A 25,321-nucleotide genomic window follows, 5' to 3' on the forward strand; every position below is an offset into this window, starting at 1 on the left:
GATTAAGAAAAGAACGAGAAAACAGGTGATAAACAAATGAAAACCTATACACTCATCGCAACAGCGCCAATGGGAATTGAAGCGATTGTTGCAAAAGAAGTAAGAGACCTCGGGTATGAGTGCACTGTAGATAACGGAAAAGTTATTTTTCAAGGAGATGCGCTTGCCATCTGCCGTGCGAATCTATGGCTGCGTACAGCAGACCGAATCAAGGTCCAAGTTGCTGAATTTTCGGCTAGAACATTTGACGAGCTTTTTGAGCAGACAAAAGCCATTGACTGGGCTGCTTTTTTACCGAAAAATAGCACATTCCCTGTCATTGGTAAATCTGTTAAATCTCAGCTTGCCAGTGTGCCGGATTGTCAGCGCATCGTCAAAAAGGCTATCGCGCAAAAACTTAGATCGTCTTACAACATACAGTCTGAATGGCTAGAAGAGACAGGCCCTGAATACAAAATCGAGGTAGCGCTTTTAAAAGATAAAGTATTGCTGACGCTTGATACGTCTGGTGTGGGTCTTCATAAACGCGGATACCGTGCAGATCAAGGGGGCGCGCCGATTAAAGAAACCCTTGCAGCGGCGCTTGTCTTATTAACGAACTGGACACCTGACCGTCCGTTTGTCGATCCTTTTTGCGGATCAGGAACAATTGCTATTGAAGCAGCGATGATTGGACAAAACATTGCCCCTGGATTTAACCGTGAGTTCGCATCTGAATCATGGGAATGGATCGGTGAGGACGTTTGGAACAAAGCACGCCTTGAAGTAGAAGAAAAGGCGAATTATGATCAGCCGCTTCACATTATCGCGAGCGATATCGATCATCGTATGGTAGAGATTGCGAAACTGAACGCAGAAGAAGCTGGACTTAGTGAACTGATTCAATTTAAGCAAATGCAAGTGAAGGACTTTCAAACAAAAGAAGAGTATGGTGTGATTGTCGGAAATCCGCCTTACGGTGAACGTCTCAGCGATAAGCCAGCTGTGGAAAAAATGTATCAAGGCATGGGCGAAGCATTGAAAAATCTAGATACGTGGTCCATTTACATTTTAACGTCACATGAAAAATTCGAAGAGTGTTTCGGAAGAAAAGCGACGAAAAAGAGAAAACTGTTTAATGGATTTATTAAAACAGACTATTATCAATACTGGGGAAAACGCCGACCTAGAAGAGAAACAACTGAATCGTAACAAATGTCCACACCACGAGAAGGTGTGGATTTTTTATGCTAAAAAGGTATAAGTCGTCACGGGACGGAATAAACTGAACTTGATTTTAAAAAAAGAGGTGTCTTCATGATTCATTATGATCAATTTCAGTTAATTCAAAAAGCACTCGCTTCAACAGCCCGAGAAATAGAAGGGATTGAAACAGGACAATCTGCTAAACTTACGGCAGCCATCGAGAACTTAGCAATGGCTCAAAACTACATAGACCATTCAGAGCACGCATTTTTAATGAAGGAAAGCTACCAACATCGCCTGCGCTCTTAAAAAAAGATTGTCATACCCCAGCATAAATGGTACTATTGAATGTCTGAATGATTCAAAAGTTGGGGGTTGAAGCAGGTGACAGCGTCTCGTTTGCCTTTTTCATTAACAAAAGAACATAATTTTTACGAAGAACTGGGCAACTGGATTGGTGATGTGTTTTATGACATTTTGCCAGAAAAGGGCTTTGATCTTCGAGATGAACAAATATTCATGGCTTTTCAGTTAGAAAGAGCCTTTAAAGAAAAAAGTGTGATGTTTGCCGAAGCTGGGGTAGGCACAGGCAAAACAATCGTTTATCTTTTATTTGCGGTCACATATGCAAGATATACAGGGAAACCTGCGATCATTGCATGTGCAGATGAAACGTTAATTGAACAGCTGGTCAAACAAGAAGGTGATATCTATAAAATTGCCAATCACCTTGATATTCAAATAGATGCGAGATTAAGTAAATCGCATGATCAATATTTGTGCTTAAAGAAACTAGAGAAAACGATGCAACGTGAAGATGATGAGAAGTGGCTCGACATTTATGAATCGCTTCCTTCATTTGTTCATGAATCTCATGGGATGCAGACATTTTATCCGTACGGTGATCGAAAAGAGTATCCAGAATTAACAAATGATGAGTGGTCAAGAATTGGTTATGACTCTTTTCAGGACTGCTTAACGTGCGACATGCGGCACCGCTGTGGCTTGAATTTATCAAGAGACCATTACCGAAAAGCCACAGACCTCATCATTTGCTCTCATGACTTTTACATGGAGCATGTATGGACAAAGGAGTCACGTAAACGTGAAGGACAGCTGCCGCTCCTTCCTGAGCATAGCTCTGTTGTATTTGACGAAGGACATCTTCTTGAATTTGCAGCACAAAAAGCGCTAACATACCGAGTGAAGCAATCAACACTAGAGACGTTTTTGGAACGTCTTTTGCAAAATGATATTCGTGAAGAGTTTGCAGAACTTGTTGAAGATGCACTTGCAACAAACGATCAGTTCTTTTACCTCTTAAAAACGAATGCCAAAGAAATCAAAGGATCACACCGTCTTGAAATTGGTCGTGTAGATGAGGTGAAGCGTTCAGCAAGTGAATTATGTGATTTGCTTGAGAAGATTGGAGAAGCGCTCGTATTTGAATCAGAGATGTACACAATTGATCAATATGAATTGTCTGTTGTGGAAGAGTACATTGAACAGATGGCGTATTCTCTGTCGCTTTATCAGAAAAATGCCATTAGCTGGCTGGAGAAGCAAGAATTAGATACAACCTTTGTCGTCATGCCAAAAACGGTAGCAGAAGTGCTTGGTGAAAAGGTATTTTCGCAAAAAATCCCTTATATTTTCTCATCTGCTACGTTGTCTGAAAACCAATCATTTGATTATTTAGCTGAAAGCCTTGGGATCAAAGATTACTTATCTATGAGTGTGGCTTCGCCGTATGATTATGAGGAGCAAATGCAAATGTATTTCCACGGAATTCAGCAGCCAATGACAGAGTCAGATGTAAAAGGTCAGCACGTGCTGGCTCAGGTAAAAGAAAATGGCGGTCGATCTCTTATTTTATTCCCTTCATTTGATGAACTGCATGTATTTAGAAAGCAGCTCGATGCATCAAATGAATCACTGCCTTTCCATGTGTATTTTGAAGGAGACGAGGAGATCAGTACCATTGTTCAAAAGTTCCAAGCGGATGAAACATCTGTGTTATGTTCCGTTCACTTGTGGGAAGGGCTGGATATTCCAGGACAGTCTCTAACAAATGTGGTTATTTGGGGACTTCCATATCCACCGCATGACCCAGTATTTGAAGCAAAACGGAATGAAGCGAAAGATGCATTTACTGAAGTGGACCTTCCATACATGCTGCTTCGTCTAAGGCAGGGCATTGGGAGACTGATTCGGACAAGCCAAGATGCTGGCAGCATTCATATTTACTTTGGCAGTCAGAAAGATATTGAGCTACAAAGTAAAATTGAATCCGTTCTGCCAGTAAAGCCAGTGATCTCTTAATGATAGAAAACCATTCAATAAGAGGAGGATACGATCAGCGTATCCTCCTTTTTCATTGACAAAAGAACATTTATTGAAGTAGCCTTGAAACGTACATACATATTTTATTGATTGGGGGAACGAACGCATGAGTCTTGAATCAAAAGAGAAAGCGTTTTATCAATTACTAGGAAAAATCGCCCATTATACAGAGGCGCTTCATTTACTTTATTGGGACTCTCGAACACAAGCGCCTAAAAAAAGCGCTGATTTCAGAGCAGAAACCATCGGTCAATTATCCAGCGATATCTTTAATATGAAGACTTCTGATGAAATGAGAGATCTTCTTGATGCATTAAATAAAGAGAAAGAAAAGCTGTCAAAAGACACGCAGAAGGCACTCGAATTATCGCAAAAAGAATATGATGAAAACAGCAAAATTCCAAAAGAAGAATTTAAAGAATACTCCATTCTACAATCAAAAGCAGAACATGTTTGGGTAGAAGCAAGGGAGAAATCAGATTTTTCACTCTTTGCACCCTATTTAAAACAGCTGATTGATTTTAACAAGCGTTTCATTCAATACTGGGGCGTGAAAAAAACACCATATGATGTGCTTCTCAATAATTATGAGCCGGATATGACGGTTGAACAACTCGATCAAAAATTCGGTGCACTTCGAGACGCCATCGTTCCTCTCGTGAAAAAAATTGAAGCTTCGCCAAATAAACCGGATACTTCGTTTTTATCGAAAAGCTTCCCGATCGACAAACAAAAAGAGCTGAGTCTCTTTTTCTTAAAAGAGTTAGGGTATGATTTTGACGCAGGACGACTTGATACAACGGTTCATCCTTTTGCTGTGACATTAAGCAGAGGGGATGTACGTGTGACGACGCGTTATGATGAGCACGATTTTCGCATGGCGATCTTTGGTACCATTCACGAATGCGGCCACGCCATTTATGAACAAAATATTGATGAGGCACTGAGCGGAACGCTCTTATGTGACGGCACATCAATGGGTATTCATGAATCACAGTCTCTTTTCTTCGAGAACTTTATCGGTAGACATGAAGATTTCTGGAAAACGTATTATCAAAAGCTGCAAGAGGCATCTCCTGAACAATTTAAAGATGTCACTTTAGAAGAATTTGTGCATGCGGTGAATGAATCGAAGCCGACTTACATTCGAATTGAAGCAGATGAACTCACGTATCCGCTTCACATTATTATTCGCTATGAAATTGAAAAAGCCATTTTCAATGAAGAAGTAGCCGTTGAAGATCTGCCAGCGTTATGGAATGAAAAATACCAAGCATATCTTGGCATTACGCCGCCTAACGATGCGCTTGGTATTTTGCAGGATGTTCACTGGTCTGATGGTAGTTTTGGTTATTTCCCTTCATATGCACTTGGTTATATGTATGCGGCGCAATTAAAGCAGCAAATGATCAAAGATTTACCGAATTTTGATGAACTGATTCAAAATGGGTCTTTTGCACCGATAAAAGAATGGCTAACTGAACATGTCCATCAGCATGGAAAACGGAAAAAGCCATCTGAAATCATTCAAGACGCAACTGGTGAAGAATTAAATGTTCAATACTTAATTGATTATTTAACAGATAAGTACACGAAACTATATTTATCATAAATGAAAGGCACCCTTTGATCAGAAGGGTGCTTCAGCGTGTAGACAAACCCTCGCATTCGTCGTCAGGGTCTGCGCGCCGGTGCTCATGAATGTTAAATTCGCTCTGCTCCGGTGCTCGCCCTTCCTAGACTGCAAAGGTTTTCTATCACGCTGAAAAGAAGACAAAGGGCTAAAATAAAGTTCATTTTAGCCCTTTGTCAACAATCTGAGGCACCCTTTAATCAAAAGGGTGCTTTTTTGCTGGTTGAATATTCTAAAAACGAACGTTTAAAGCTTAATGATTATTTAAGTTCGGTATTTTTCTAGAAAAGTGCTTTCCAAGCGTCTGAAATCTTGTTATAATTTGAACACTATGAAACACTCATATAATCGCGTGATGAAGGCACGCAAGTTTCTACCGGACACCGATACCGTCCGACTATGAGTGAGCAAAATGAAACAGCTTTTGTATGAGCTGAAGATCCCGTGGGTCGTTTTCGCATTGCTTGCTCCTTAATGGACAGCAATGCTTTTTTTATGCAAAAAAATGAAAGTTGCTAATATGCTGGGAGGAAGAATGATGGAATTGTTACGTCAAAAGATTGAGAACGAAGGAATCGTTCTGTCAAATCAAGTGCTAAAGGTAGATGCTTTTTTAAATCATCAAATTGACCCTGTGTTAATGCATGAGATCGGTCAAGAGTTTGCTAGATTATTTAAGCATGATGGAATTACTAAAATTATCACAATCGAATCTTCTGGTATTGCACCTGCTGTAATGGCTGGACTTGCCCTTCATGTGCCAGTTGTTTTTGCCCGAAAGCGGCAATCACTGACTTTAACGGATAACCTTTTGACAGCAAGTGTGTATTCTTTTACCAAAAAAGTAGAAAGTACGATTGCTGTCTCTAACACGCACCTTAGTGAGGATGATTGTGTGTTAATTATCGACGACTTTTTAGCAAATGGAGAAGCCGCTAAGGGACTAGCTGCAATCGCAAAGCAAGCGAAAGCAAAAGTAGCTGGTTTTGGAATTGTTATCGAGAAATCATTCCAGCCTGGAAGAAAAGAACTTGTGCAAATGGGCTATAGAGTCGAGTCACTTGCACGTATCGAATCGCTCGAGGAAGGAAAAGTCACGTTTGTACGCGAGGTACAATCATGAGTGCCGCTAAAAAAGCCAAAACCCTTTCGCTAGGGATACAGCATGTACTGGCGATGTATGCAGGTGCGGTTCTTGTCCCGCTCATTGTTGGAGATGCCCTTGGGCTCACGCCAGCCCAGCTGACGTACTTAATTTCGGCAGATATTTTCATGTGCGGCGCTGCCACACTGCTTCAAGTATGGAAAAACCGCTTTTTTGGCATCGGTTTGCCTGTTGTACTAGGCTGTACATTTACTGCGGTATCTCCTATGATTGCGATTGGCTCTAAATATGGAATTTCGTCTATATATGGAAGTATTATCGCCGCAGGGTGTATTGTCATTGCTCTTTCATTTTTCTTTGGGAAGCTTGTGAAATTCTTCCCGCCCGTTGTCACAGGTTCCGTCGTCACGATCATTGGAATTACCTTAATTCCGGTAGCCATGAACAATATGGCAGGTGGTGAAGGAAGTGCAGACTATGGTTCTTTTGAGAATCTTGGACTTGCTTTTCTAGTGTTGTTTATTATTGTCCTTCTCTATCGATTTACAAAGGGATTCATGAAAGCCATTGCCATCTTAATCGGCATTCTACTTGGGACAGCAGTTGCTGCTTTCTTAGGGAAGGTGGAGACGGCAGAAGTGGCGAATGCACAAGTTTTCCGCATCATTGAGCCTTTTTACTTTGGGTTGCCTACTTTTGAATTTGCACCAATCATGACAATGACATTAGTTGCCATTGTGTCATTAGTTGAATCAACGGGTGTATACTTTGCGCTCGGAGATTTAACGAATCGTTCATTAAAAGAGAAAGATTTAGCAAAGGGATATCGTGCAGAGGGAATTGCCGTCTTATTAGGCGGTATCTTCAACGCTTTTCCATACACAGCTTACTCTCAAAACGTTGGATTGATCCAATTAACAGGTGTGAAGAAAAATCAGGTCATTGTGGTGACAAGTGTATTATTAATGGTATTTGGCCTTTTTCCTAAAATCGCGGCATTTACAACGATTATTCCTAAATCCGTTCTAGGCGGTGCAATGGTCGCCATGTTTGGCATGGTCATTGCGTACGGGATTAAAATGCTCTCACGCGTCGATTTTGCAAAACAGGAAAACTTACTCATTGTCGCATGCTCAGTTGGCATCGGGCTCGGAGTAACGGTGGTACCGCAAATGTTTGATCATTTGCCAGAATCGATTAAATTGTTAACAAGTAACGGAATCGTCGCCGGAAGCTTTACCGCTATTTTGCTTCATATTATTTATCACATGATTCCTTTTAAAAAAGAAACAGAGCAGGAGCTAATGGAAGAACCTAAGCAATCTGTTATGTAAACACTTCTCTTGGAGAGGTGAAAGCCCGCATCCTTTGGATACGGGCTTGTTGTGATTAGTGCTATTAATGTTGTACCGGCGGCATTGTTTCGTTAATGACTGCAAATGTATAGCCCCTTGCTTTTAGTTGTGTAATCAGGCTATCTAAATAGTTCGTGGTAGAGGGCTGATCATGCATTAAAATAACTTTTGGTTCCCATGGTTTATTTTTCTCAAACATTTGCAGTTGATTCAATACCTCTGGAACAAATTGTGAATTTTTATATCTCCAGTCAAGGCTATCAATCGTCCAATCCCAGTAAATAAAGCCATTTTGGTTTAAACGTACTTTTTGATCATATGTTAAATTTGGAACACTGCCATAAGGTGTTCTCACAAGACGGGTGTAAACGCCTGTAACAGAAGCAAGAATGAGCTGAGCTTCTCTCATTTCATTTGCGGGAGACTCACTGTTCTGATAAAAGCGGTTTATATCATGCGTCATGCCATGAAGCCCTAATTGATGTCCTTCTTGATAAAGTCTTTTCACAGTTGCTTGGTGAGCTTGGATTTGCGGTCCAAGCATGAAGAATGTCGCCTTCACTTGATGTGCTTTTAAGATATTTAACAGCTGATTTGATGTAGCAGAAGGGCCATCATCAAATGTTAAAAAGACCGTTTTATTCGTTGTCTGTTGGTTTGGATTGGTCTTAAATTGTTGATCCAATGTTCTTGCAGAATGATCTTTTGCTTTCAGACTGATACTTGTGTCTCGGAAGTCACTGCTAGCAACAATTTTTGCTTGCTCATTTGTCGCCTGCAAATGGGTTTTAGACATATCCCAGATAAAAAAGAGAAACAGTGTAAGAAGCACTAAACCAATTATCTTCGAGAGAAATATCGTGTTGTAGGGTGTTTGTTTTTTGGACACCTTTTTCATGACAATCACTCCAATCAATTAAATTTTGTGCCGAATCATGTAGTAGATTCTGTCTTTTTTCACTGTTTTTCATGGTGCTCATATTGATTAAGTATACAGGAAAAAACCCCCTTTTCATATAAAATCATCAAATAAATTAGCATTTTATGGTTATTCATTTGTGTTGATCAGAAAAAAAGGTGATCCATTCATGTTTAAATGAAAGGTGGGGTTTGTCTACGGTCAGCACTTCTCATTTGAGAGGTGTTTTTTTGCATAAAGCTATGTTAACTAACTCTATTAATAATCATTTTTGTTCTTTAGATATAAAACTAAGATGAGAGTGAATGGTTAAGAATCGTATTGAATGACATCAACCAAGAAATAGATCTAAACGAATAGGATGATTATTGAAATCTGTCTGCTCTCTCTATATGGGACTTATGATAAAGTTGGTTTATTAACATTCTCCAAATGGGTGTTAAAAGGTGGGATAAGTAAATGTTAGGATTACCAAGAGGGGAAGTTTTTTTAGTGCCTTGGTCTATGGAGTGGAAAAACGAATATGAAAAAGAAAAGCGCCAGATAATAGCTGATATTGGTCCATACACAATCAATGTACATCATATTGGAAGTACGGCAGTAAAAGGTTTAAGCGCTAAGCCAATTATTGATATTGCAATTGAAATAGAACATTTTATTGATGGAGAAAAATGTGTAATAGCGTTGGAAGGACTCGGTTACTCATATAAAGGAACAGACGTATTACCTGAAAGACACTACTTTAATAAGGGAGAACCACGAACACATCAAATCCATATGTACCAAAGACATAATAAGTATTTACTTGAACAGTTAAATTTCAGAGATTACTTGAGAAATAATGAGCAAGCTAGAAGTGAGTACCAACAGCTTAAACTTAAATTATCAAGTTTACATGGAAATGACAAACACAAATACGCACATGAAAAAACTGATTTTATTAAGTCAATCCTTGAAAAGATTTAGGTGAGGGTTTGCTCTTTAGATGTTCTTAAGAGAGGTCATTCACAGAGGAACTCCCAATTAACGGAGTTCTTTTATTTTTCATTAAATCAATATTATTTTTGAACTTAAATTGCATAAAAAAAGCAGGTTCGCTTGGCTTGGAACGAACCTGTGAAGGAGGAAAACTACATCATGTTTTCACCTATATTATCCAATATTTATCAATTGTCGTCAAGACAAAAAGTTAGACGGAGGAAAATATTTTGACTGAATTGTGTCGTTTTGGCATGTATATCCTTTTTTTGATTGGGGATATTAACCGAAAAAAGAGGTGAAGCCGATGGCATACATTCTTTCAGTTGGAACAAGTCTGCCAAAACATCATGTGGATCAGCAAGCAGCTGCTCAATTTGCAAGATCTCAATTTAAACGATCGTTTAAAGACATTGATCGACTATTAAAAGCTTTTAATAATGGCGAAATAGAGAGCAGACAGTTTGTACAGCCTATTGATTGGTATCAAGAACATCACTCTTTTGAAGAGAAAAACAACCTCTATATCGAAAAAGCATTGGCTCATGCGAAAGAAGCCGTTTTTCACTGTCTGCATGAAACAGCATTTCTTACAAAGCCAGTTCCTTTTGATGAGATTGATGCTTTGTTTTTCATCTCCAGTACAGGGTTATCAACGCCAAGTCTTGATGCAAAGCTGATGAATGTTCTTCCATTTTCTCCTTATACGAAACGAGTGCCAATTTGGGGGTTAGGCTGCGGGGGCGGGGCGGCAGGCTTATCCCGAGCTTATGAATACATCAGGGCGTATCCAGAAGCGAAAGTGCTCGTTGTTGCCTGCGAGCTTTGCAGCCTCACTTTTCAGCCGCAAGATCAATCAAAAAGCAATTTAATTGGAACCTCGCTGTTCGGTGACGGGACTGCGGCCGTTCTTTTAACTGGAGAAAAGGCCGCCTCTAAGTATACGCGGTTAAAAACGGTTCCTAAAGTGCTTGGCACGCAGTCAGTGACCATGAAAGATTCTGAGGATGTGATGGGATGGGATTTTACCGCCGACGGATTTCGGGTCATCTTCTCACGTGACATTCCGTCCATCATTTCTGGCTGGTTAAAAGAGCAAGTGGATCACTTTTTACATCAACTAGGGTTTTCAACAGAGGATGTATCCGTATTTCTTGCTCACCCTGGAGGAAAAAAAGTGATTGATGCCTATCTTGAAAGCCTATCTTTACAAGAGCATCAGCTATTTTCTTCAAAAGAGGTTCTGAAACAGCATGGAAACATGTCCTCTGCCACCGTTTTATATGTCATGAAGCATTTTCTTGAACATCAGTCACTAGATGCAGGACAGGTGGGGCTTTGCGGAGCACTTGGTCCAGGCTTTTCGTCAGAATTATTGCTCATGAAATGGGAGGGGCTCTCGTGATGATTTTCTGGATAGTGATTGGCATTTTCATTTGTCAGCGCCTCATTGAAGTGCTTGTGGCGAAAAGAAATGAAAAGAAGGTGAAGGCGATCGGAGCAATTGAATTTGGTGCAAGCCATTATCCTTATATGGTCGCTATGCATGCAGCTTTTTTCCTCTCGCTTATTGGAGAGACATGGCTGCTGCATCGTCAACCGTCTCGTTTTTTCCTATTGCTGCTTGTGTTCCTTCTTGCTACCCAGGTGATTCGGTACTGGGCACTATGTTCACTTGGGACGTATTGGAATACAAAAATCTTAGTCGTTCCAAATGCGATGATTGTGAAAAAGGGGCCGTATCGCTGGTTAAAGCATCCTAACTATGTGGTGGTGGCGATTGAACTGATGTTCATTCCGCTGCTATTTAACGCATTTATTACTGCCATTTTGTTTACGTGTTTAAATGGATGGATGATGATGGTCAGAATACAAACAGAAGAAAAAGCGCTGAATCAATATTTACTAAATTAATATTGAAAATCATTATCAATTGTGCTACACTTTCATTAATGATAAACATTCTCAATCATGAAGGATGGACGGTGATCACATGACAATGATTTTCTTACTCGGTACGGTCTGTGTATACAGCTTATTGATTGGCTTCGTATTAAAAGGTGTTTCAAAAAAATCTGCTTCCTGATTGCAGTCCATTGTGACTGATCGGGCAGCAGATTTTTTTTATTTCCTCAGATCAGAAGAAAAATCTCTTTATTTTGTGTAAAATGGTACACATACATAACTGACTTTTCTAAAAACAAAGGGGTTTATCGTCATGAAAGACTTGTCTATTCGAGATTCGCTCGTTCAAACTACAGGTGCTTTATATCAAAGCCTTCTGAAAAGGGATGATCACGAGCGCGCAGCCAAACTTGCATCTATTATGAAAAAGGAAGCTGAAGAAGAAGTATATATCGCATTTACCGGCCACTATTCTGCTGGTAAGTCATCACTAGTGAATCATCTTCTTCATGATCACATCCTGCCCACAAGCCCAATTCCAACGAGTGCAAACTTGGTTGTTGTCAGGAAAGGGGTCAGTGAAGTTCAGCTCCATACGTCTGATGGACGCTTTGCAAAAATGAGCGGTTCTTATGATAAAGAAGCGGTGCAGCGTTTTTGTAAAGATGGGGAACAAATTGAGATGGTGGAAATTAGCGGTGATTATAGTGGACTTGAAGAAAAAGTGGCACTCATTGATACGCCGGGAATTGATTCAACGGATCATGCGCACTTTTTATCCGCTGCTTCGATTCTTCATCAAGCGGATGCTCTTTTTTATGTCGTTCATTATAACCATGTCCATTCTGAAGAAAACATTCGCTTCATTCGCTCGATTAAAGAGAAAGTGCCTAATCTTTATTTCATCGTCAATCAAGTGGATCGGCATGATGAACAAGAGACAACTTTTGAAAACTACAAAAAACAAGTCGTTGAGATGCTTTTAAAAGAAGGCATTGAAGAAGAACATCTATATTTTACTTCTGTGACGGATGAGGCACACCCAAAAAACGAAATGATCCGTTTAGTGAAGAAGCTACAAGAATTACAAACCATGCCTAAAGCATCACTTCGAGCCTATACAGAGCAGAAAATCGAACATGTTTTAAAAGAACATATAGACTCGTTAAAAGAAGAACTGCATGAAGAGGACCTTGACGCGCAGCTTCAAGAAAAAAGGAATGAAGTGAAAGAACTAGAAGAGAAACGCCGATTTATTGAAAATGGTGCAAAGCAGGTAGAAGATAAAGTGTCTTCTGAAGTAGAGAACATCTTAAAAAATGCAAACCTCACGCCATTTAAGATGCGAGAGCTTGCAAGTGACTATATCGAATCGAAAGCACCTGGCTTTAAAGTGGGTTTACTTTTTGCAAAAAATAAAACCGAGCAGGAAAAGGAAAAGCGGGCAAGTGATTTCTTAGCAGATGTAAAAAAGAGAATGAAAGCGGAAGTTGACTGGCACATTGCCGAGCTCCTTAAAAAAGAAATAAAACAGCATCAGCTTGGGGAAGCGTTATTAGACAAAGCCATGGCATTTGAGACACCTGTTGAAGAATCCTTGCTTGAAAAGGTCATTCACCAAGGGGCAACTTTTTCTAACGAATATGTTCTTCAATATGCGAAAGATGCTGGTGAAGCATTGAAAAGACAGGCAAAACAGCAAGCGCTTCAATTGATTGAACAGATGATTGAGACCTTGAAAGACCAGCTCCGGAATGAACAAGAGAAGCAAGAGGAAAAATGGAAACAAGCGAAACAAGAGCTTCAGAGCCTTGAGGAGTATAACGAAAAAAATGAACAAATAAGACAGGATATTCAGCATTTATGGGATATTTGGCAAAACGGAACGGATGATCATATCCCAGGCGACTGGTTTTATGCGAAAAAGCAATGGATGCAGCACGACCAGCTGGAGAAGAATCGCGCATCAATTCATGTTGAAGAGAGCGATCAAGCAACTGAACGGATAGAGCGCGATCAATACCGCCAATCACAGCATTTAACAACAGCACAATCAATTGCACAATTTAAAGAGCTTTCCCGCATTTTATCGCCTTTAGATATTCTAAAGTCTCAAAGAGATTCCTTTGAAAAACGAACAGAACGGCTGCAGGCAAAAGAATTTACACTCGCTTTATTTGGCGCTTTTAGTTCTGGAAAATCTTCTTTTGCCAATGCGCTTGTTGGACGGAAGGTGTTACCATCATCACCTACGCCAACAACTGCGACAATTAACAAACTGACACGACCTACGGAAGATCATCCTCATGAAAGTGTCAAAGTGGTGTTTAAAACCAAGCAGGACATTCTAGAGGAACTCGATCAGATTCTTGGATTTTCGATCGCAACAGAAAAAGGAGATTCGTTTAAGGCAAAGCTGGAAAGAGTACTGAAAAAACGGCAGCTCGAACAGGATCACCGAATCATTGTAGAACATTTCCTACAAGCCTATGCCAAGTTTCATGATGACATTGACAACCAAACCAATTTACATGTCACACTTCAAGAATTAAAGCCTTATGTAGCGAAAGAATCTGTTTCTTGTGTGGTGAAGGAAGTGACGGTGTATTTAAGCACACCTCTGACAGATAAAGGGCTGACGATTGTCGATACACCAGGTGCAAGCAGTATGAATAAGCGTCATACAGAGATCGCCTTCCAGTATATGAAAGATGCAGACGCCCTTCTTTATTTAACGTATTATCAGCACTCTTTCTCAAAAGCTGATCGCTCATTTTTACGGAAGCTTGGACTCGTAAAAGATTCCTTTAGCATGGATAAAATGTTCTTTATCATCAATGCAGCTGATTTGGCTAAGGATCAAGCAGAGCTTGAAACCGTATTTGACTATGTACGAAGCGAGCTCACAAAAGAAGGCATCCGCAATCCAAACCTGCATCATGTGTCTAGTAAGGAAGAGATCGAAGGGAAAGAGCCGACATCTTATAATCAATATGCAACACTGAGAAAACAGCTCGACTATTTTATTGAGGAAGAATTAACGAAAGATGCCATTGAACTTTTGCATTTTGAAGCTAATACATTATGTACAACGGTCGATAGACTACGTGCGACCTTGCATCAATCAGAAGATGAGAAAGAAGCTGAAAAGAAAAACATCAAGACATCCTATGAAGCCATTCTCGAAAAAATGCAAGATGTGAAACGGTCTAAGCTTGTGACTGAAAGCGTAAAAAAAGACGTGCATGAACAGCTCTATCATATTGTACAGCGGCTTTCATTATTTGCGAATGATCTGTTAAAGTCTGCCTTTTATCCTGGCATATCTCAAGGGAATTTTGGTCAGCAGTTAAAAAAGGCACTTGAGAAAGCGTTAAAGGAGTATGAATTTGAATTTGTGCAGGAGCTCAAGGCGCTTGATATCCGAATGGAATCGTTTATCCACCATTATTTCCAGGAGGAGTGGGAAAAAGGGATGCAGGCTGCATGTGCGGAAGATCCTTACTTTTCTCTCAGCCTGTCAGCCCCTGAGGAGAAAAATGCTGAGCTAAAACAAATTGAAGTCGAAGCAGAGATTGCACCATTTGAGCCACTTTTAAAGAAACAAAAATCAGCGAAAGCCTTTTTTGAACAAAATGAAAAGGCTACGTTTATTGAAGCCATTCGAGATGTTCTACATCAAATGACAACACGTTGGGCAGATAACGAAAAAGAAGAGTTGCTGAGCAGATATGAAAAGCTAGTGAAGACCTATACGGAAAGGTACGAACAAGATGCTCTCCAACAGCTCAATGAGCAAAAACAGACATTTATGACGAGCCTTACAACAGATGCTGAAAAACAGGCGGTCATTGAACAAGTTTATGAACAAACAAATGAATGGAAGAACCAGTTGAAAACGATATGATTCATGATAGACTATATAAAAAAGAAAGCAGTTGATAGACGATGACGAGCGTACACGAAGAAATTTCTGCACATTCACAGAAACAACATGCCCACATCCAATCTTTTCTTGCACTTGAACAAAAAAGAGAGCAGGCGATTGAATCGGCTGTGAAAAAATGTGAACACAATGAACCATTTTCAACAGATGAGATCAACGCCATTACGTCTAAAATGAATGAGCTTGCCCGAGGCGGAATTGTTCCGCTTCGTAAACACGTGACGATTGAGATGGTGGAGGAATACACCCAGCGTAAACAGAAGTAAAGAGTAATTTTCTCATTTTTGGTCATCTTAACAAATGAACCAGAAAGGGGAATGATCATGGCAAAAAAGCAAAACGTAAAGCAGCAGGAGGAGCGCATGCCGAAGGAAAAAGACATGCCATCCTACGCAGAAGCGGAAACGAAAAAAATGCAATATGGTAAAAAGTAATCGGGCTGCCTCTTCTTTATCAAAAGAAGAAGGCGCCTTTTTTATGTTCGTTTCGATGTTCTATGATAGAATAGGAGTATTGTTTATAAAAAGGGAGTTTAGATGAATGAATAAACACGTCTTACTTGTAGATGGAATGGCACTTCTTTTTAGGTCGTTTTATGCGACGGCTGTCCATCGCAATTTTATGATAAATGATCGTGGTGTACCGACAAATGGAGTGAATGGTTATTTGAAGCATTTGTTAACAGCTGTCCAAACATTTGAACCGACTCATATCGTTTGCTGCTGGGATATGGGAAGCCAGACATACCGGAACGAATTATTTCAAGATTATAAAGCCAATCGAGGTGAGGCGCCTGTTGAGCTTATCCCGCAGTTTGATTTAGCAAAAGAGGCGACAGAAGAACTGGGGATCATGAACATTGGTGTGAAAGGTTTTGAAGCAGATGATTGTATTGGAACGCTTGCATCAATCTATCAAAACGAAGCACATGTGACCGTCTTAACAGGAGATAAAGATTTGCTGCAGATCTTGAATGAACAAGTGACCGTGGCTTTAATGCAAAAAGGCATCGGGAATTATAAGCATTATACAAAAGCCCTTTTTGAAGAGGAAATGGGCATATCTCCAAAGGCGCTGATTGATATGAAAGCGCTGATGGGTGATACTAGCGATAATTACCCTGGTGTAAAAGGAATCGGCGAAAAAACAGCATTGAAATTTATTCAAACGTATGAAACGATTGATCGACTGTTAGAAAATGTTCATGCATTAACGGTAGCTCAGCAAAAGAAAATGCAAGCAGGTTTAGAAGATCTGAAGCTTTCTCGTATACTGGCAGAAATTAAATGTGATGTACCACTCAGCTGTCCGATTGACGAAACAAAAATAAAAATGGACCCAGAGCGGGCAGCGGCAATGCTTCGCTTGCATCAAATTAAAGGGATCGAACCAATGGTTAACCGCTTAAGTCAATTAGGAATCAGTTGAGGTTGTTCTTATGCAGAAAAGAAACAAAGGGCTACATGTATTAGCCCTTTGTGTTGCTTTTTTTCGCCTTATTTTCTAATTGCGATATTGGCTGTTTATCTTTTGTTTGCGCATCACCTTGAGGAGTCGTTCCGTTTGTGACACGGCCTCTGTTCTCTTTATCCAATTCGTATCACCTCACCCATTAGCATAACCAAAAGAAAAGCGATTCATCCTTTTGAAAGGTGAATCGCTTTTCTAGCGAGCTGATCAGCCACTTGATTTTCCTTGCTCGGAATCCACTTAATGAAAAATAAATCAAATTCGCTTTGAAGCTGCAGCATTTCTTCGATGAAATGACGAAAAGATGGATTTTTAGCAAATCCTGCATTGGCTGCACGATCCACTACTTGTGAATCAGTGCGGAATGAAACGGTCCGTAATCCTTTTTCTACGCAAATTTTCATGCCTTCAATGAGCGCGGAAAACTCTGCTTCATGATTGCTCATGATGCCAAGAGGAATGGAGAAAGACTCAGCTTTTCCGTCATATTTCAAGAAAATGCCGATGCCAGATGGACCTGGGTTTCCAGCACTAGCACCGTCAATATATATTTCAGCTGGCAATTTATTTCCCCCTTTCATCAATCGGAACCATTTTTTTCGCCGCATAGGCATAAGGTGTGCCAATGGCAGCGACGATAAATTTAATCACATAAGTCGTGATGAAAATTTCGATCCATATATGGAATTGGTAGGTCCCAAGAAAGGCAATGGTTGTGAAAACGAGTGTATCAAGCAGCTGGCTAATCATTGTACTCCCCGCATTTCGCAGCCAGAGCGCACCATCTGAAGGAAATATCCGGCGAATAAACGAATATACATAAACATCTAACATTTGACTGATGATATAAGCAGCAAGACTACCAAGAGCGACCCTTGGCATAAAGCCAAATATCGTTTCTAATGATGATTGGGAAATGTCAGATGGAGCGGGATGGAAAAGCAAAGCCTCCTGCATGACAACAGTTAATGTTAAAAGGGTGGCAAAGCCAATCCAGACAGCTTTTTTCGCTTCGGTTTGTCCATATTTTTCATTTAGGACGTCCGTTGCAAAGAACACACTGCCGTATAAAATGTTGCCAAGTGTTGCCGTTAAGCCAAATAATTCAACGGTTTTGACCACTTGTAAATTGGCAGCAACTGTTGCAAAACCAATCCATACGAAAAGCCCCATCTTGCCAAATCCTTTATAAAATAGAAGAACAATGATAAAATTAATGATCGCAAATAAGATCCAAATACCTTCATTAAACAAGTGACATGAACTTCCTTTCTAAATGTAAAATGTAACTTTTTGATTATAGCATAACGAACGTTTACCTTAAAAGTACGGGAAGGCGATGTGATCAATGAAACTAAGAGCGCACTATACAATGAAAGTGAAATCGATTGGGTCCATTGCTTTTTTCCAAGAAGATTGGATAGAGCTCAAAGAGGCCTTGCTTTTAGCAAAACATATAGACAAAAAAGAACCGCAGTCACTTTTATCTTTTGAAGATGAAAAGGGTGCGATGTGGTCGACGAAAGAACTTGAAAAGCTAAACGAAGAACTTAGGCTTGAACCCGATCAGCTTCAGGTCTATTTTGATGCGAGTTTTCGCAAAGAAACAGGTGATGCTGGGCTTGGAATTGTCGTGTATTATCAGCTCGGACAGGATGCATACCGGTTAAGGAAGAATCAGCCTTTTCAGAGCACCACGAACAATGAGGCAGAGTATGCGGCTTTATTTGAAGCGGTAAAAGCTTTAAAAGAACTGGGAGCCAGCAGAAACTCTGTTACGATTAGAGGAGATTCTCTTGTTGTGATGAATCAGCTCAAAGGGGAATGGCCTTGTTATGATGATATACATAACAAATGGCTCGACCGAATTGAGGCTGCGATTAAAGAGCTGAAGCTCACGCCAACATATGAAGTCATCGATCGTAAACAAAATGCAGAAGCAGATCAGCTTGCCAGACAGATACTTGCAGACGTCCCCATCGAAAGTAAGTTGAAATTAGAAGCAGACGGAGCTGAATAAAGTGGATAAAAAAACAGCAGTAAAAGAATTAACAGATCTTCAAGACACGTATTGTTCAGATTGTTTGATTAAGAAGCACTTTCGTAAAGAATTTGGCAAAAAATATGCGCACTCCTTTTGTATACAGCAATGCACGGTAGGAGAGAAGATCAAACAATACGGGAATGAATTACTCAAAAAATAAGCATACACTCCGGTTTTCCCCTAGATGTATCATACGCTCACGAAAAAAAACGAATAGAATGTGTAAAAAAAGAACATATTCTGAAAAATGAGCCGATATAACTATAGAAAGTTTTGGTTGAGTTACTTTTTGACTAAGTGACGGATAATAGAGGAAAAGGGGAAGGCCGGCATGGATAATAAGGATTTTGAAACGGTATTACATCGGACATTTCAAGAGGTGTACAGTGATCTAGAGCAACTGGTAGATGTAGCAAAGAAGGGAAGACCTTTTCTCGAAAAAGATATCTCTGAAATTGAACAAAGATTAAAGCAAAATATTTTAGCGATTGAAATTCAGCTGAAAATCAAATAAGAGAGGCATACGCCTCTCTTTATTTTGTCGTTTCATCATTGATTGAGTTGATTAGATTTTTGTTACGTTTGCAGCTTGAGGTCCACGATTACCTTCAACGATTTCAAAAGAAACTTCTTGTCCTTCTTCTAGAGATTTGTAACCGTCACCTTCGATAGCTGTGAAGTGAACGAATACGTCGTCTCCGCCTTCAACTTCAATGAAGCCGAAACCTTTTTCATTATTGAACCATTTTACTTTACCGTTTTGCATATTGCTTTTTCCTCCTAGTACTGTAGCACACCTTTCGGCATACTAAAAAAAATTTTTCATCACCTAACGACTTAAGAAGTTGTTAAATGATGGTTCCACTATACACCATCAAAAGTAAAGCGTCAAGCAGGCAAGCCAAATTTTGAGCAGAATGTTTGATTTTTTTGTTTTTTTAGTGAATGACATTTATCTATAAAACGTCCTAATCTCATGAAACCTAACGTATAACTTGTCCGTATATAGTAAAAATACAGAAAGAGGTGCGTCATGAATCGTTACACAATTGAGGAGTTTGTTCAGAATACGCAGCAAGAAGACAAAGGGGAAGGGGTCTTTGAACTTGAAACACCAAGATTGTTAGAAATTAATTTAACGGATACCATTTGGGCAAAAACAGGCTCTATGGTTTCATATCGCGGGAAAATAAAGTTTGAACGTGAAGGTGTGTTTGAACACGGTGTGTCAAAGATGTTCAAAAAAATGTTATCAGGAGAAGGAACTTCTTTGATGAAGGCCACAGGTGATGGGAAATTATATGTAGCAGACCAAGGGAAAAAAATCTCGATTCTTCGATTGGCTCAAGGGGAGTCTATTTTCGTTAATGGAAACGACCTGCTCGCATTTGAACCGTCAGTTCGGTGGGATATTAAATTAATGAAAAAGGTATCTGGCATGCTTGCAGGTGGATTATTTAATGTCAAACTTGAAGGACCAGGTCTTGTGGCAATCACAAGTCATTACGAACCGCTGACGCTGATTGTTCAGCCAGGTGATTCTGTTTATACAGATCCGAATGCGACGGTCGCATGGTCAGGAGATTTGCAGACTGAATTTGTGACAGATGTATCGTTCAAAACGTTTATTGGCAGGGGAAGCGGAGAGTCCATTCAAATGAAGTTTAGCGGAAGTGGCTTTGTTGTCGTGCAGCCGTTTGAAGAAGTGTATACAACGAATGGGAATCAAGGTTAAAAGAAAAAAGGTGTCCGTCATTGACGGACACCTTTTTATGATAATGCTTGAGCATACGATTTGTTGCTCATGATCAGATCTGATTGTTCAACGATATCTTCTAAAATGGTTTGAGAAGACTGTTTTAAGTGTAATTTTTTGATGTTTTGTTTCATGGATTCTAATTTTTCTTCGTCTTGCAGCAAGTTAGTGACAGATTCTAAAATGTCTTCGTGTCTGTTGATGACAATGGCAGCGCCGTAATCTTCAAAGAAAAGAGCATTTTCTTTTTCTTGTCCTGGAACAGGTTTGTAAAGAATAACTGGGACACCAATTGCTGTTGCTTCTGTTAATGTAATTCCACCCGGTTTTGTAATCATACAGTCCGTTACTCTGAACAATTCATCAATTTGTTCCACATATCCAAGCGCCTTCAATTGATTTGGGTGTGCTTGTTCAAGTTCGCTAAGCGATTGCTTCAGCGCTGCATTCTTACCGCACACAACAACAATTTGTACTTCACTGTCAAGAAGTAGTGCTTCACACAGTTCCTTCACATTTTTTAGTACACCATGGGCACCCGCCATAATGAGAAGGACTTTTTTGTCTGATGATAATCCATATTTTTTATAGATGATCGATTTAGGCACGTCTACTTCAAATTGTGGTCTAATCGGAATGCCTGTTACCTTGACATCGCTTGGATGTGTGCCGATTTCTACTAGCTTTTGTTTCACATAATCGGTTGCAACATAGTATCGGTCAATGTTTTCATGTACCCAAATTTTATGAAGACAAAAGTCTGTCATCACATTAAATGTTGGAATGACTTTACCTGTTTTGTTTCGGTATTCAGGTACAACAATCATCGGGAATGTAATGATGATGATATCCGGATTGTGTAATTGAATTAATTCATCAAGACGCTTATTTCCCATCTTTAAATAAATGTTAAATTTGCGTTTGTTGTAAATTTTATCTACACCGTAATAAAACAAGCGATAAAATTGTTTCCCAATGGAGAAGCTCTTTAAATATAAATATTGAGTCACTTCGGACACAATGGGATTTGATTCTTGATACAAATTAGAAACTATCACATGTTCAAACCCTTGGGATTTGCATTCATCATACAGTGTTTTTGCAACCTGCATATGTCCATTTCCATAATTTGCGGTCAAGATTAATATTTTTTTATTGGTATTCAAGAATATTCACCTCAAATGTAATCAACAACAACAAAACTTCGTACGAAAACTATAAATCTCATAGGTCTACATATACATAAAGATAACATATAAACAGCGAGAGCATATCATTCGTTACGAAAGAATTAAACTAATTTTAAAAAACAAACAAACTAAATTGATAATGGAAGACAGAGCCATTTGTATTTTAACACATTTTAAGCATTTATCATCAGACTACAGTCTATTTTATTCCCACACATATGGTGTTTCTTGATAAACATAGTAATTAAGCCAATTCATAAACAGCAAAGTAGCATGGGCTTTCCAGCGGTTCACTGGAACTAATGTGTCTCCATCTTCGATGAAATAGTGGACGGGTTTTTTGACTGTATCATGTTTCAACAAATCTCTTTCATATTCCTGCTTCAATGTATCTGTATCGTATTCAGGATGTCCAGTTAAAAATACTTGTTTATCATCATCTGAAACAATTAAACAAACACCAGCTTCCTCAGACGTGCTCAATACTTTTAGATTCGGCGTGTTTTTTAATTGTTCTGTATTAATATCTGTATGCCTAGAATGTGGGACATAGTATACTTCATCGAAACCTCTTACTAATCTTTCTTTTTTCTCTTTGACAAGATGTTCAAAGACACCGAATTTTTTCTCTGGAAGCTTGATTTTTTCAATGCCATAATGATGATAAAGACCAGCCTGTGCCCCCCAGCATATATGGAGAGTAGACGTCACATTCGTTTTACTCCAGTCCAAAATGTCCTGCAGTTCTTTCCAATAGGAAACTTCTTCGAAAGCTAAATGCTCAATTGGTGCACCTGTAATGATCATGCCATCAAATTTTTTATGGCGAATCGAGTCAAAGGTCGTATAAAATTCATCTAGATGCTCTCTCGATGTATTCTTCGGTGTATGTGTACTTGGAATCAAAAATGTAAAATACACTTGCAAAGGAGAATTTCCGAGCATTCTCAGCAGCTGCGTTTCAGTTTGTATTTTTTTTGGCATTAAGTTTAAGATCACGATATTCAAAGGACGGATATCTTGTTTGAATGCCCTTGTCTCATCCATGACGAAAATGTTTTCGCTCTCTAGTATTTGTTTTGCCGGCAGATGAACTGGTATGTTAATAGGCAACTCGCCACCCCCTGAACCAAAGCTAATTTCACTTCATTATAGGAACTTTCTGGCGATATTTCAATGTTTCAATTATGTTACAATGAAAAATAGAGCAAAAAAGAAAGCTGTTTCTGTCAAAAAAGGAGGCCATTATTCATGATCACAAAGCATTTATCAGATATTGACATTGCCCAAAAGGCAAAGCTGAGACCGATTCAAGACATCGCAGCAAAATTACAAATACATGACGAAGAATTAGAATGCTATGGTTTCACAAAAGCGAAAATATCTTTGACTATTTTTGACCGTTTAAAGGAACAAAAAGAAGGAAATGTGATTCTTGTGACTTCGATCAACCCAACGCCAGCAGGTGAGGGGAAGTCCACTGTAACAGTTGGCCTCGGTCAAGCCTTCGAGAAAATTGGGAAAAAAGCGATTATTGCCATGCGTGAACCTTCACTAGGTCCCACAATGGGTATTAAAGGCGGTGCAGCTGGCGGCGGATATTCACAGGTGTTACCTATGGAAGAAATCAATCTTCATTTCACAGGGGATTTTCATGCGATTACATCTGCACATAACGCTTTATCTGCTTTTATTGATAATCATATCCATCACGGAAATGAGCTTGGGATCGACGCACGCAGAATTGTATGGAAACGAGTGTTAGATTTAAACGATCGTGCTCTAAGACAAGTGGTCGTAGGACTTGGCGGTCAATTAAATGGGTACCCTAGAGAAGATGGATTTGATATTACGGTTGCATCCGAAATGATGGCCATCCTCTGTTTAGCAGACGACTTAAACGATCTAAAAAAACGTCTTTCTTCTATTGTTGTTGCCTACAATCAAGAAGGTGAACCGGTCACAGTTGGAAATCTAGGATATGAAGGCGTATTAACCTTGCTATTAAAAGATGCGCTGAAACCAAACCTTGTTCAAACGATTGAAGGAACTCCAGCCCTTGTTCATGGTGGTCCTTTTGCCAATATTGCACATGGATGCAATAGTTTAATTGCCACAAAAATGGCGGCAAAACTAGCAGATTACGTCGTAACAGAAGCGGGATTTGGTGCAGACCTCGGCGCGGAAAAATTTCTTCACATCAAAACAAGAGCCGGTGATTTTAAACCAGGCGCTGTTGTCATTGTAGCAACTGTCAGGGCGCTAAAAATGCATGGCGGAATGCAGAAAACAGAGCTCAAGGAAGCAAATGCACAGGCTGTATTAGAAGGTATACATAATTTAGAGAAGCATATTGAAACAGTGCAAGCCTTCGGTCTACCATACATCGTTGCAGTGAACCGTTTTATTACCGATACAAAAGAAGAAATTCAAGCAATAGAAAACTGGTGCGAAACGAATGGACATCCAGTCAAAGCCGTCAATGTATGGGAAGAAGGGGGAGCTGGCGGCGCAGCACTTGCCGAAGAGCTCACGACACTCATTGAAAAGAATGAAAACAGCTTTTCTTATTTATATGAGGAGCAAGATTCCATTGAAGAAAAGTTGTCAAAAGTCGCCAAAGTGGTTTATGGTGCAGACGGCGTCAACCTTACATCAAAAGCAAGAAAGCAGCTAGCTGCAATTGAGAAAAATGGCTGGGCCCATTTGCCGGTTTGTATGGCAAAAACGCAATATTCACTATCGGATGATCCGGCTTTAATCGGCAGACCAAAAGGCTTCACCGTTACGATTCGAGAGTTAAAACCATCTGTAGGAGCAGGTTTTATCGTTGCACTAACAGGAAGCATTCTGACCATGCCAGGTCTCCCTAAAAAACCTGCGGCACTTGAGATGGATTTATTAGAAGACGGCAGTGTGACTGGACTCTTTTAGCAGAAAGCATAAAAAGCGATTTTCTAAAAGAAGCATGTTACGATAGGAAAAAGTGAATCCTAGGAGGCTATGAGATGTCAATTTATGATATTCAGGTCAAGACCATTAACGGTCAGGAAAAATCAATGGCAGATTACAAAGGGAAAGTACTGATCATCGTGAACACAGCGAGCAAATGTGGACTGACCCCTCAATTTAAACAATTACAAGAGTTATACGATCAATATCATGAAAAGGGCCTTGAAATTTTAGGATTTCCGTGCAATCAATTTATGAATCAAGAGCCAGAAGGGGAAGAAGCAATTCAAGAATTCTGTTCGTTAAACTATGGTGTGACCTTCCCGATGTTTGCAAAAGTAGATGTCAATGGTGACAATGCGCATCCGCTTTTCAAATACTTAACGAGTCATGCGAAAGGTGTGCTTGGTACAAAAACGGTGAAATGGAATTTTACAAAATTTATCGTTGACCAAAACGGAGAAGTGACTGAACGATTTTCTCCTAAAACACCACCGAAAGAATTAGAAAGCTCCATTATCGCTCTTTTGGAGAAATAAG

At 39.6% G+C, this 25,321-nt stretch carries 26 protein-coding genes and 1 riboswitch; of the genes, 19 read left to right on the forward strand and 7 right to left on the reverse strand.

What is annotated here, in order from left to right:
- Positions 1 to 36: 36 nt before the first annotated feature.
- The 6 genes from N521_RS13385 (at position 37) to pbuX (ending at position 7,600) form a co-directional block, all read left to right on the forward strand.
- Complete coding sequence (locus tag N521_RS13385) at positions 37 to 1,191, forward strand: THUMP domain-containing class I SAM-dependent RNA methyltransferase (protein ID WP_017359722.1); 1,155 nt, start codon at positions 37 to 39, stop codon at positions 1,189 to 1,191.
- A gap of 105 nt (positions 1,192 to 1,296) precedes the next feature.
- Positions 1,297 to 1,494 carry a hypothetical protein gene (locus tag N521_RS13390; protein WP_017359721.1) on the forward strand — a complete coding sequence of 66 codons (198 nt, stop codon included), beginning with the start codon at positions 1,297 to 1,299 and terminating at the stop codon, positions 1,492 to 1,494.
- Between the two features lie 75 nt (positions 1,495 to 1,569).
- The gene (locus tag N521_RS13395; protein ID WP_017367482.1) at positions 1,570 to 3,507 is read left to right on the forward strand and encodes an ATP-dependent DNA helicase; all 1,938 of its coding nucleotides are present in this window, start codon (positions 1,570 to 1,572) and stop codon (positions 3,505 to 3,507) included.
- Positions 3,508 to 3,634: 127 nt separating this feature from the next.
- Positions 3,635 to 5,140: a carboxypeptidase M32 gene (locus N521_RS13400; RefSeq protein ID WP_017367481.1), complete on the forward strand. Its 1,506-nt coding sequence runs from the start codon at positions 3,635 to 3,637 to the stop codon at positions 5,138 to 5,140.
- A gap of 341 nt (positions 5,141 to 5,481) precedes the next feature.
- Positions 5,482 to 5,581: riboswitch (purine riboswitch) on the forward strand.
- Between the two features lie 118 nt (positions 5,582 to 5,699).
- On the forward strand, positions 5,700 to 6,284 hold the full coding sequence (xpt, locus tag N521_RS13405) for a xanthine phosphoribosyltransferase (protein ID WP_008346333.1): 585 nt from the start codon (positions 5,700 to 5,702) through the stop codon (positions 6,282 to 6,284).
- Positions 6,281 to 7,600 (forward strand): xanthine permease PbuX, encoded by a 1,320-nt coding sequence (pbuX, locus tag N521_RS13410; RefSeq protein WP_017367480.1) that lies wholly within the window; start codon positions 6,281 to 6,283, stop codon positions 7,598 to 7,600. Before xpt ends, pbuX begins: the two co-directional genes overlap by 4 nt.
- A gap of 64 nt (positions 7,601 to 7,664) precedes the next feature.
- Here pbuX and N521_RS13415 read toward each other — a convergent pair whose 3' ends face one another.
- On the reverse strand, positions 7,665 to 8,519 hold the full coding sequence (locus tag N521_RS13415; RefSeq protein ID WP_035391699.1) for a polysaccharide deacetylase family protein: 855 nt from the start codon (positions 8,517 to 8,519) through the stop codon (positions 7,665 to 7,667).
- A 480-nt stretch (positions 8,520 to 8,999) separates the two neighbouring features.
- Between N521_RS13415 and N521_RS13420 the strand changes: the two genes are divergently transcribed.
- From N521_RS13420 to N521_RS13445, 7 genes are all read left to right on the forward strand, one after another.
- Positions 9,000 to 9,506 carry a GrpB family protein gene (locus N521_RS13420; RefSeq protein WP_035391701.1) on the forward strand — a complete coding sequence of 169 codons (507 nt, stop codon included), beginning with the start codon at positions 9,000 to 9,002 and terminating at the stop codon, positions 9,504 to 9,506.
- 319 nt (positions 9,507 to 9,825) lie between these two features.
- Positions 9,826 to 10,923: a type III polyketide synthase gene (locus N521_RS13425; protein ID WP_017359717.1), complete on the forward strand. Its 1,098-nt coding sequence runs from the start codon at positions 9,826 to 9,828 to the stop codon at positions 10,921 to 10,923.
- Complete coding sequence (locus tag N521_RS13430; RefSeq protein ID WP_017359716.1) at positions 10,923 to 11,432, forward strand: isoprenylcysteine carboxyl methyltransferase family protein; 510 nt, start codon at positions 10,923 to 10,925, stop codon at positions 11,430 to 11,432. Before N521_RS13425 ends, N521_RS13430 begins: the two co-directional genes overlap by 1 nt.
- A gap of 85 nt (positions 11,433 to 11,517) precedes the next feature.
- Positions 11,518 to 11,604: a Fur-regulated basic protein FbpC gene (locus N521_RS19580; RefSeq protein ID WP_223251174.1), complete on the forward strand. Its 87-nt coding sequence runs from the start codon at positions 11,518 to 11,520 to the stop codon at positions 11,602 to 11,604.
- 132 nt (positions 11,605 to 11,736) lie between these two features.
- Positions 11,737 to 15,330, forward strand: coding sequence for a dynamin GTPase (locus tag N521_RS13435; RefSeq protein ID WP_017367475.1), 3,594 nt, complete (start codon positions 11,737 to 11,739; stop codon positions 15,328 to 15,330).
- A gap of 41 nt (positions 15,331 to 15,371) precedes the next feature.
- Complete coding sequence (locus N521_RS13440; protein ID WP_008346351.1) at positions 15,372 to 15,635, forward strand: YpbS family protein; 264 nt, start codon at positions 15,372 to 15,374, stop codon at positions 15,633 to 15,635.
- Between the two features lie 274 nt (positions 15,636 to 15,909).
- Positions 15,910 to 16,797, forward strand: coding sequence for a 5'-3' exonuclease (locus N521_RS13445; protein WP_035391702.1), 888 nt, complete (start codon positions 15,910 to 15,912; stop codon positions 16,795 to 16,797).
- A 40-nt stretch (positions 16,798 to 16,837) separates the two neighbouring features.
- Here N521_RS13445 and N521_RS13450 read toward each other — a convergent pair whose 3' ends face one another.
- The 3 genes from N521_RS13450 to N521_RS13460 are packed head-to-tail and all read right to left on the reverse strand — an operon-like array spanning position 16,838 to position 18,093.
- Positions 16,838 to 16,963: a hypothetical protein gene (locus N521_RS13450; RefSeq protein WP_008346357.1), complete on the reverse strand. Its 126-nt coding sequence runs from the start codon at positions 16,961 to 16,963 to the stop codon at positions 16,838 to 16,840.
- A 43-nt stretch (positions 16,964 to 17,006) separates the two neighbouring features.
- Entirely contained in the window at positions 17,007 to 17,402 is a 396-nt protein-coding gene (locus N521_RS13455) for a reverse transcriptase-like protein (RefSeq protein WP_017359712.1), read from the reverse strand.
- Position 17,403: 1 nt separating this feature from the next.
- Positions 17,404 to 18,093, reverse strand: a complete 690-nt coding sequence (locus tag N521_RS13460; protein ID WP_035391703.1) for a queuosine precursor transporter — start codon at positions 18,091 to 18,093, stop codon at positions 17,404 to 17,406.
- Between the two features lie 94 nt (positions 18,094 to 18,187).
- Between N521_RS13460 and N521_RS13465 the strand changes: the two genes are divergently transcribed.
- From N521_RS13465 to N521_RS13475, 3 genes are all read left to right on the forward strand, one after another.
- Positions 18,188 to 18,859 (forward strand): ribonuclease H family protein, encoded by a 672-nt coding sequence (locus N521_RS13465; RefSeq protein WP_035391705.1) that lies wholly within the window; start codon positions 18,188 to 18,190, stop codon positions 18,857 to 18,859.
- Position 18,860: 1 nt separating this feature from the next.
- Positions 18,861 to 19,043 carry a zinc-finger domain-containing protein gene (locus N521_RS13470; RefSeq protein ID WP_008346366.1) on the forward strand — a complete coding sequence of 61 codons (183 nt, stop codon included), beginning with the start codon at positions 18,861 to 18,863 and terminating at the stop codon, positions 19,041 to 19,043.
- A 171-nt stretch (positions 19,044 to 19,214) separates the two neighbouring features.
- A complete protein-coding gene (locus N521_RS13475) occupies positions 19,215 to 19,397 on the forward strand; it encodes a hypothetical protein (protein WP_008346368.1) in 183 nt (60 codons plus the stop codon).
- 51 nt (positions 19,398 to 19,448) lie between these two features.
- Here N521_RS13475 and cspD read toward each other — a convergent pair whose 3' ends face one another.
- The gene (gene cspD / locus N521_RS13480) at positions 19,449 to 19,649 is read right to left on the reverse strand and encodes a cold-shock protein CspD (protein WP_003215784.1); all 201 of its coding nucleotides are present in this window, start codon (positions 19,647 to 19,649) and stop codon (positions 19,449 to 19,451) included.
- A 267-nt stretch (positions 19,650 to 19,916) separates the two neighbouring features.
- Here cspD and N521_RS13485 point away from each other — a divergent pair, with 267 nt between their 5' ends.
- Positions 19,917 to 20,618: an AIM24 family protein gene (locus N521_RS13485; protein WP_007500832.1), complete on the forward strand. Its 702-nt coding sequence runs from the start codon at positions 19,917 to 19,919 to the stop codon at positions 20,616 to 20,618.
- Between the two features lie 35 nt (positions 20,619 to 20,653).
- Here the strand turns inward: N521_RS13485 and N521_RS13490 are convergent, their stop codons facing one another.
- Together N521_RS13490 and metA are read right to left on the reverse strand one after the other, a co-directional pair.
- Entirely contained in the window at positions 20,654 to 21,805 is a 1,152-nt protein-coding gene (locus N521_RS13490) for a diglucosyl diacylglycerol synthase (RefSeq protein WP_007500831.1), read from the reverse strand.
- Positions 21,806 to 22,033: 228 nt separating this feature from the next.
- Positions 22,034 to 22,942 carry a homoserine O-acetyltransferase MetA gene (gene metA / locus N521_RS13495; protein WP_008346374.1) on the reverse strand — a complete coding sequence of 303 codons (909 nt, stop codon included), beginning with the start codon at positions 22,940 to 22,942 and terminating at the stop codon, positions 22,034 to 22,036.
- A 138-nt stretch (positions 22,943 to 23,080) separates the two neighbouring features.
- Between metA and N521_RS13500 the strand changes: the two genes are divergently transcribed.
- Both N521_RS13500 and N521_RS13505 read left to right on the forward strand, forming a co-directional pair.
- The gene (locus tag N521_RS13500; RefSeq protein WP_035391708.1) at positions 23,081 to 24,763 is read left to right on the forward strand and encodes a formate--tetrahydrofolate ligase; all 1,683 of its coding nucleotides are present in this window, start codon (positions 23,081 to 23,083) and stop codon (positions 24,761 to 24,763) included.
- Positions 24,764 to 24,837: 74 nt separating this feature from the next.
- Positions 24,838 to 25,320: a glutathione peroxidase gene (locus tag N521_RS13505; protein ID WP_007500827.1), complete on the forward strand. Its 483-nt coding sequence runs from the start codon at positions 24,838 to 24,840 to the stop codon at positions 25,318 to 25,320.
- Position 25,321 lies beyond the last annotated feature (1 nt).

This window comes from Bacillus sp. UNC125MFCrub1.1 (assembly GCF_000701305.1).
Classification (GTDB): Bacteria; Bacillota; Bacilli; order Bacillales; family Bacillaceae; genus Bacillus; species Bacillus altitudinis.

What these genes read in the sequence shown, in the direction of transcription:
- N521_RS13500 (WP_035391708.1), top strand. Translation starts at nt 23,081, where the DNA reads ATGATCACAAAGCATTTATCAGATATTGACATTGCCCAAAAGGCAAAG.
- N521_RS13445 (WP_035391702.1), top strand. Translation starts at nt 15,910, where the DNA reads ATGAATAAACACGTCTTACTTGTAGATGGAATGGCACTTCTTTTTAGG.
- N521_RS13390 (WP_017359721.1), top strand. Translation starts at nt 1,297, where the DNA reads ATGATTCATTATGATCAATTTCAGTTAATTCAAAAAGCACTCGCTTCA.
- N521_RS13440 (WP_008346351.1), top strand. Translation starts at nt 15,372, where the DNA reads ATGACGAGCGTACACGAAGAAATTTCTGCACATTCACAGAAACAACAT.
- N521_RS13485 (WP_007500832.1), top strand. Translation starts at nt 19,917, where the DNA reads ATGAATCGTTACACAATTGAGGAGTTTGTTCAGAATACGCAGCAAGAA.
- N521_RS13435 (WP_017367475.1), top strand. Translation starts at nt 11,737, where the DNA reads ATGAAAGACTTGTCTATTCGAGATTCGCTCGTTCAAACTACAGGTGCT.
- xpt (WP_008346333.1), top strand. Translation starts at nt 5,700, where the DNA reads ATGGAATTGTTACGTCAAAAGATTGAGAACGAAGGAATCGTTCTGTCA.
- N521_RS13385 (WP_017359722.1), top strand. Translation starts at nt 37, where the DNA reads ATGAAAACCTATACACTCATCGCAACAGCGCCAATGGGAATTGAAGCG.
- N521_RS13465 (WP_035391705.1), top strand. Translation starts at nt 18,188, where the DNA reads ATGAAACTAAGAGCGCACTATACAATGAAAGTGAAATCGATTGGGTCC.
- N521_RS19580 (WP_223251174.1), top strand. Translation starts at nt 11,518, where the DNA reads ATGATTTTCTTACTCGGTACGGTCTGTGTATACAGCTTATTGATTGGC.
- N521_RS13400 (WP_017367481.1), top strand. Translation starts at nt 3,635, where the DNA reads ATGAGTCTTGAATCAAAAGAGAAAGCGTTTTATCAATTACTAGGAAAA.
- N521_RS13475 (WP_008346368.1), top strand. Translation starts at nt 19,215, where the DNA reads ATGGATAATAAGGATTTTGAAACGGTATTACATCGGACATTTCAAGAG.
- N521_RS13505 (WP_007500827.1), top strand. Translation starts at nt 24,838, where the DNA reads ATGTCAATTTATGATATTCAGGTCAAGACCATTAACGGTCAGGAAAAA.
- cspD (WP_003215784.1), bottom strand. Translation starts at nt 19,649, where the DNA reads ATGCAAAACGGTAAAGTAAAATGGTTCAATAATGAAAAAGGTTTCGGC.
- N521_RS13420 (WP_035391701.1), top strand. Translation starts at nt 9,000, where the DNA reads ATGTTAGGATTACCAAGAGGGGAAGTTTTTTTAGTGCCTTGGTCTATG.
- N521_RS13425 (WP_017359717.1), top strand. Translation starts at nt 9,826, where the DNA reads ATGGCATACATTCTTTCAGTTGGAACAAGTCTGCCAAAACATCATGTG.
- N521_RS13415 (WP_035391699.1), bottom strand. Translation starts at nt 8,519, where the DNA reads ATGAAAAAGGTGTCCAAAAAACAAACACCCTACAACACGATATTTCTC.
- pbuX (WP_017367480.1), top strand. Translation starts at nt 6,281, where the DNA reads ATGAGTGCCGCTAAAAAAGCCAAAACCCTTTCGCTAGGGATACAGCAT.
- N521_RS13430 (WP_017359716.1), top strand. Translation starts at nt 10,923, where the DNA reads ATGATTTTCTGGATAGTGATTGGCATTTTCATTTGTCAGCGCCTCATT.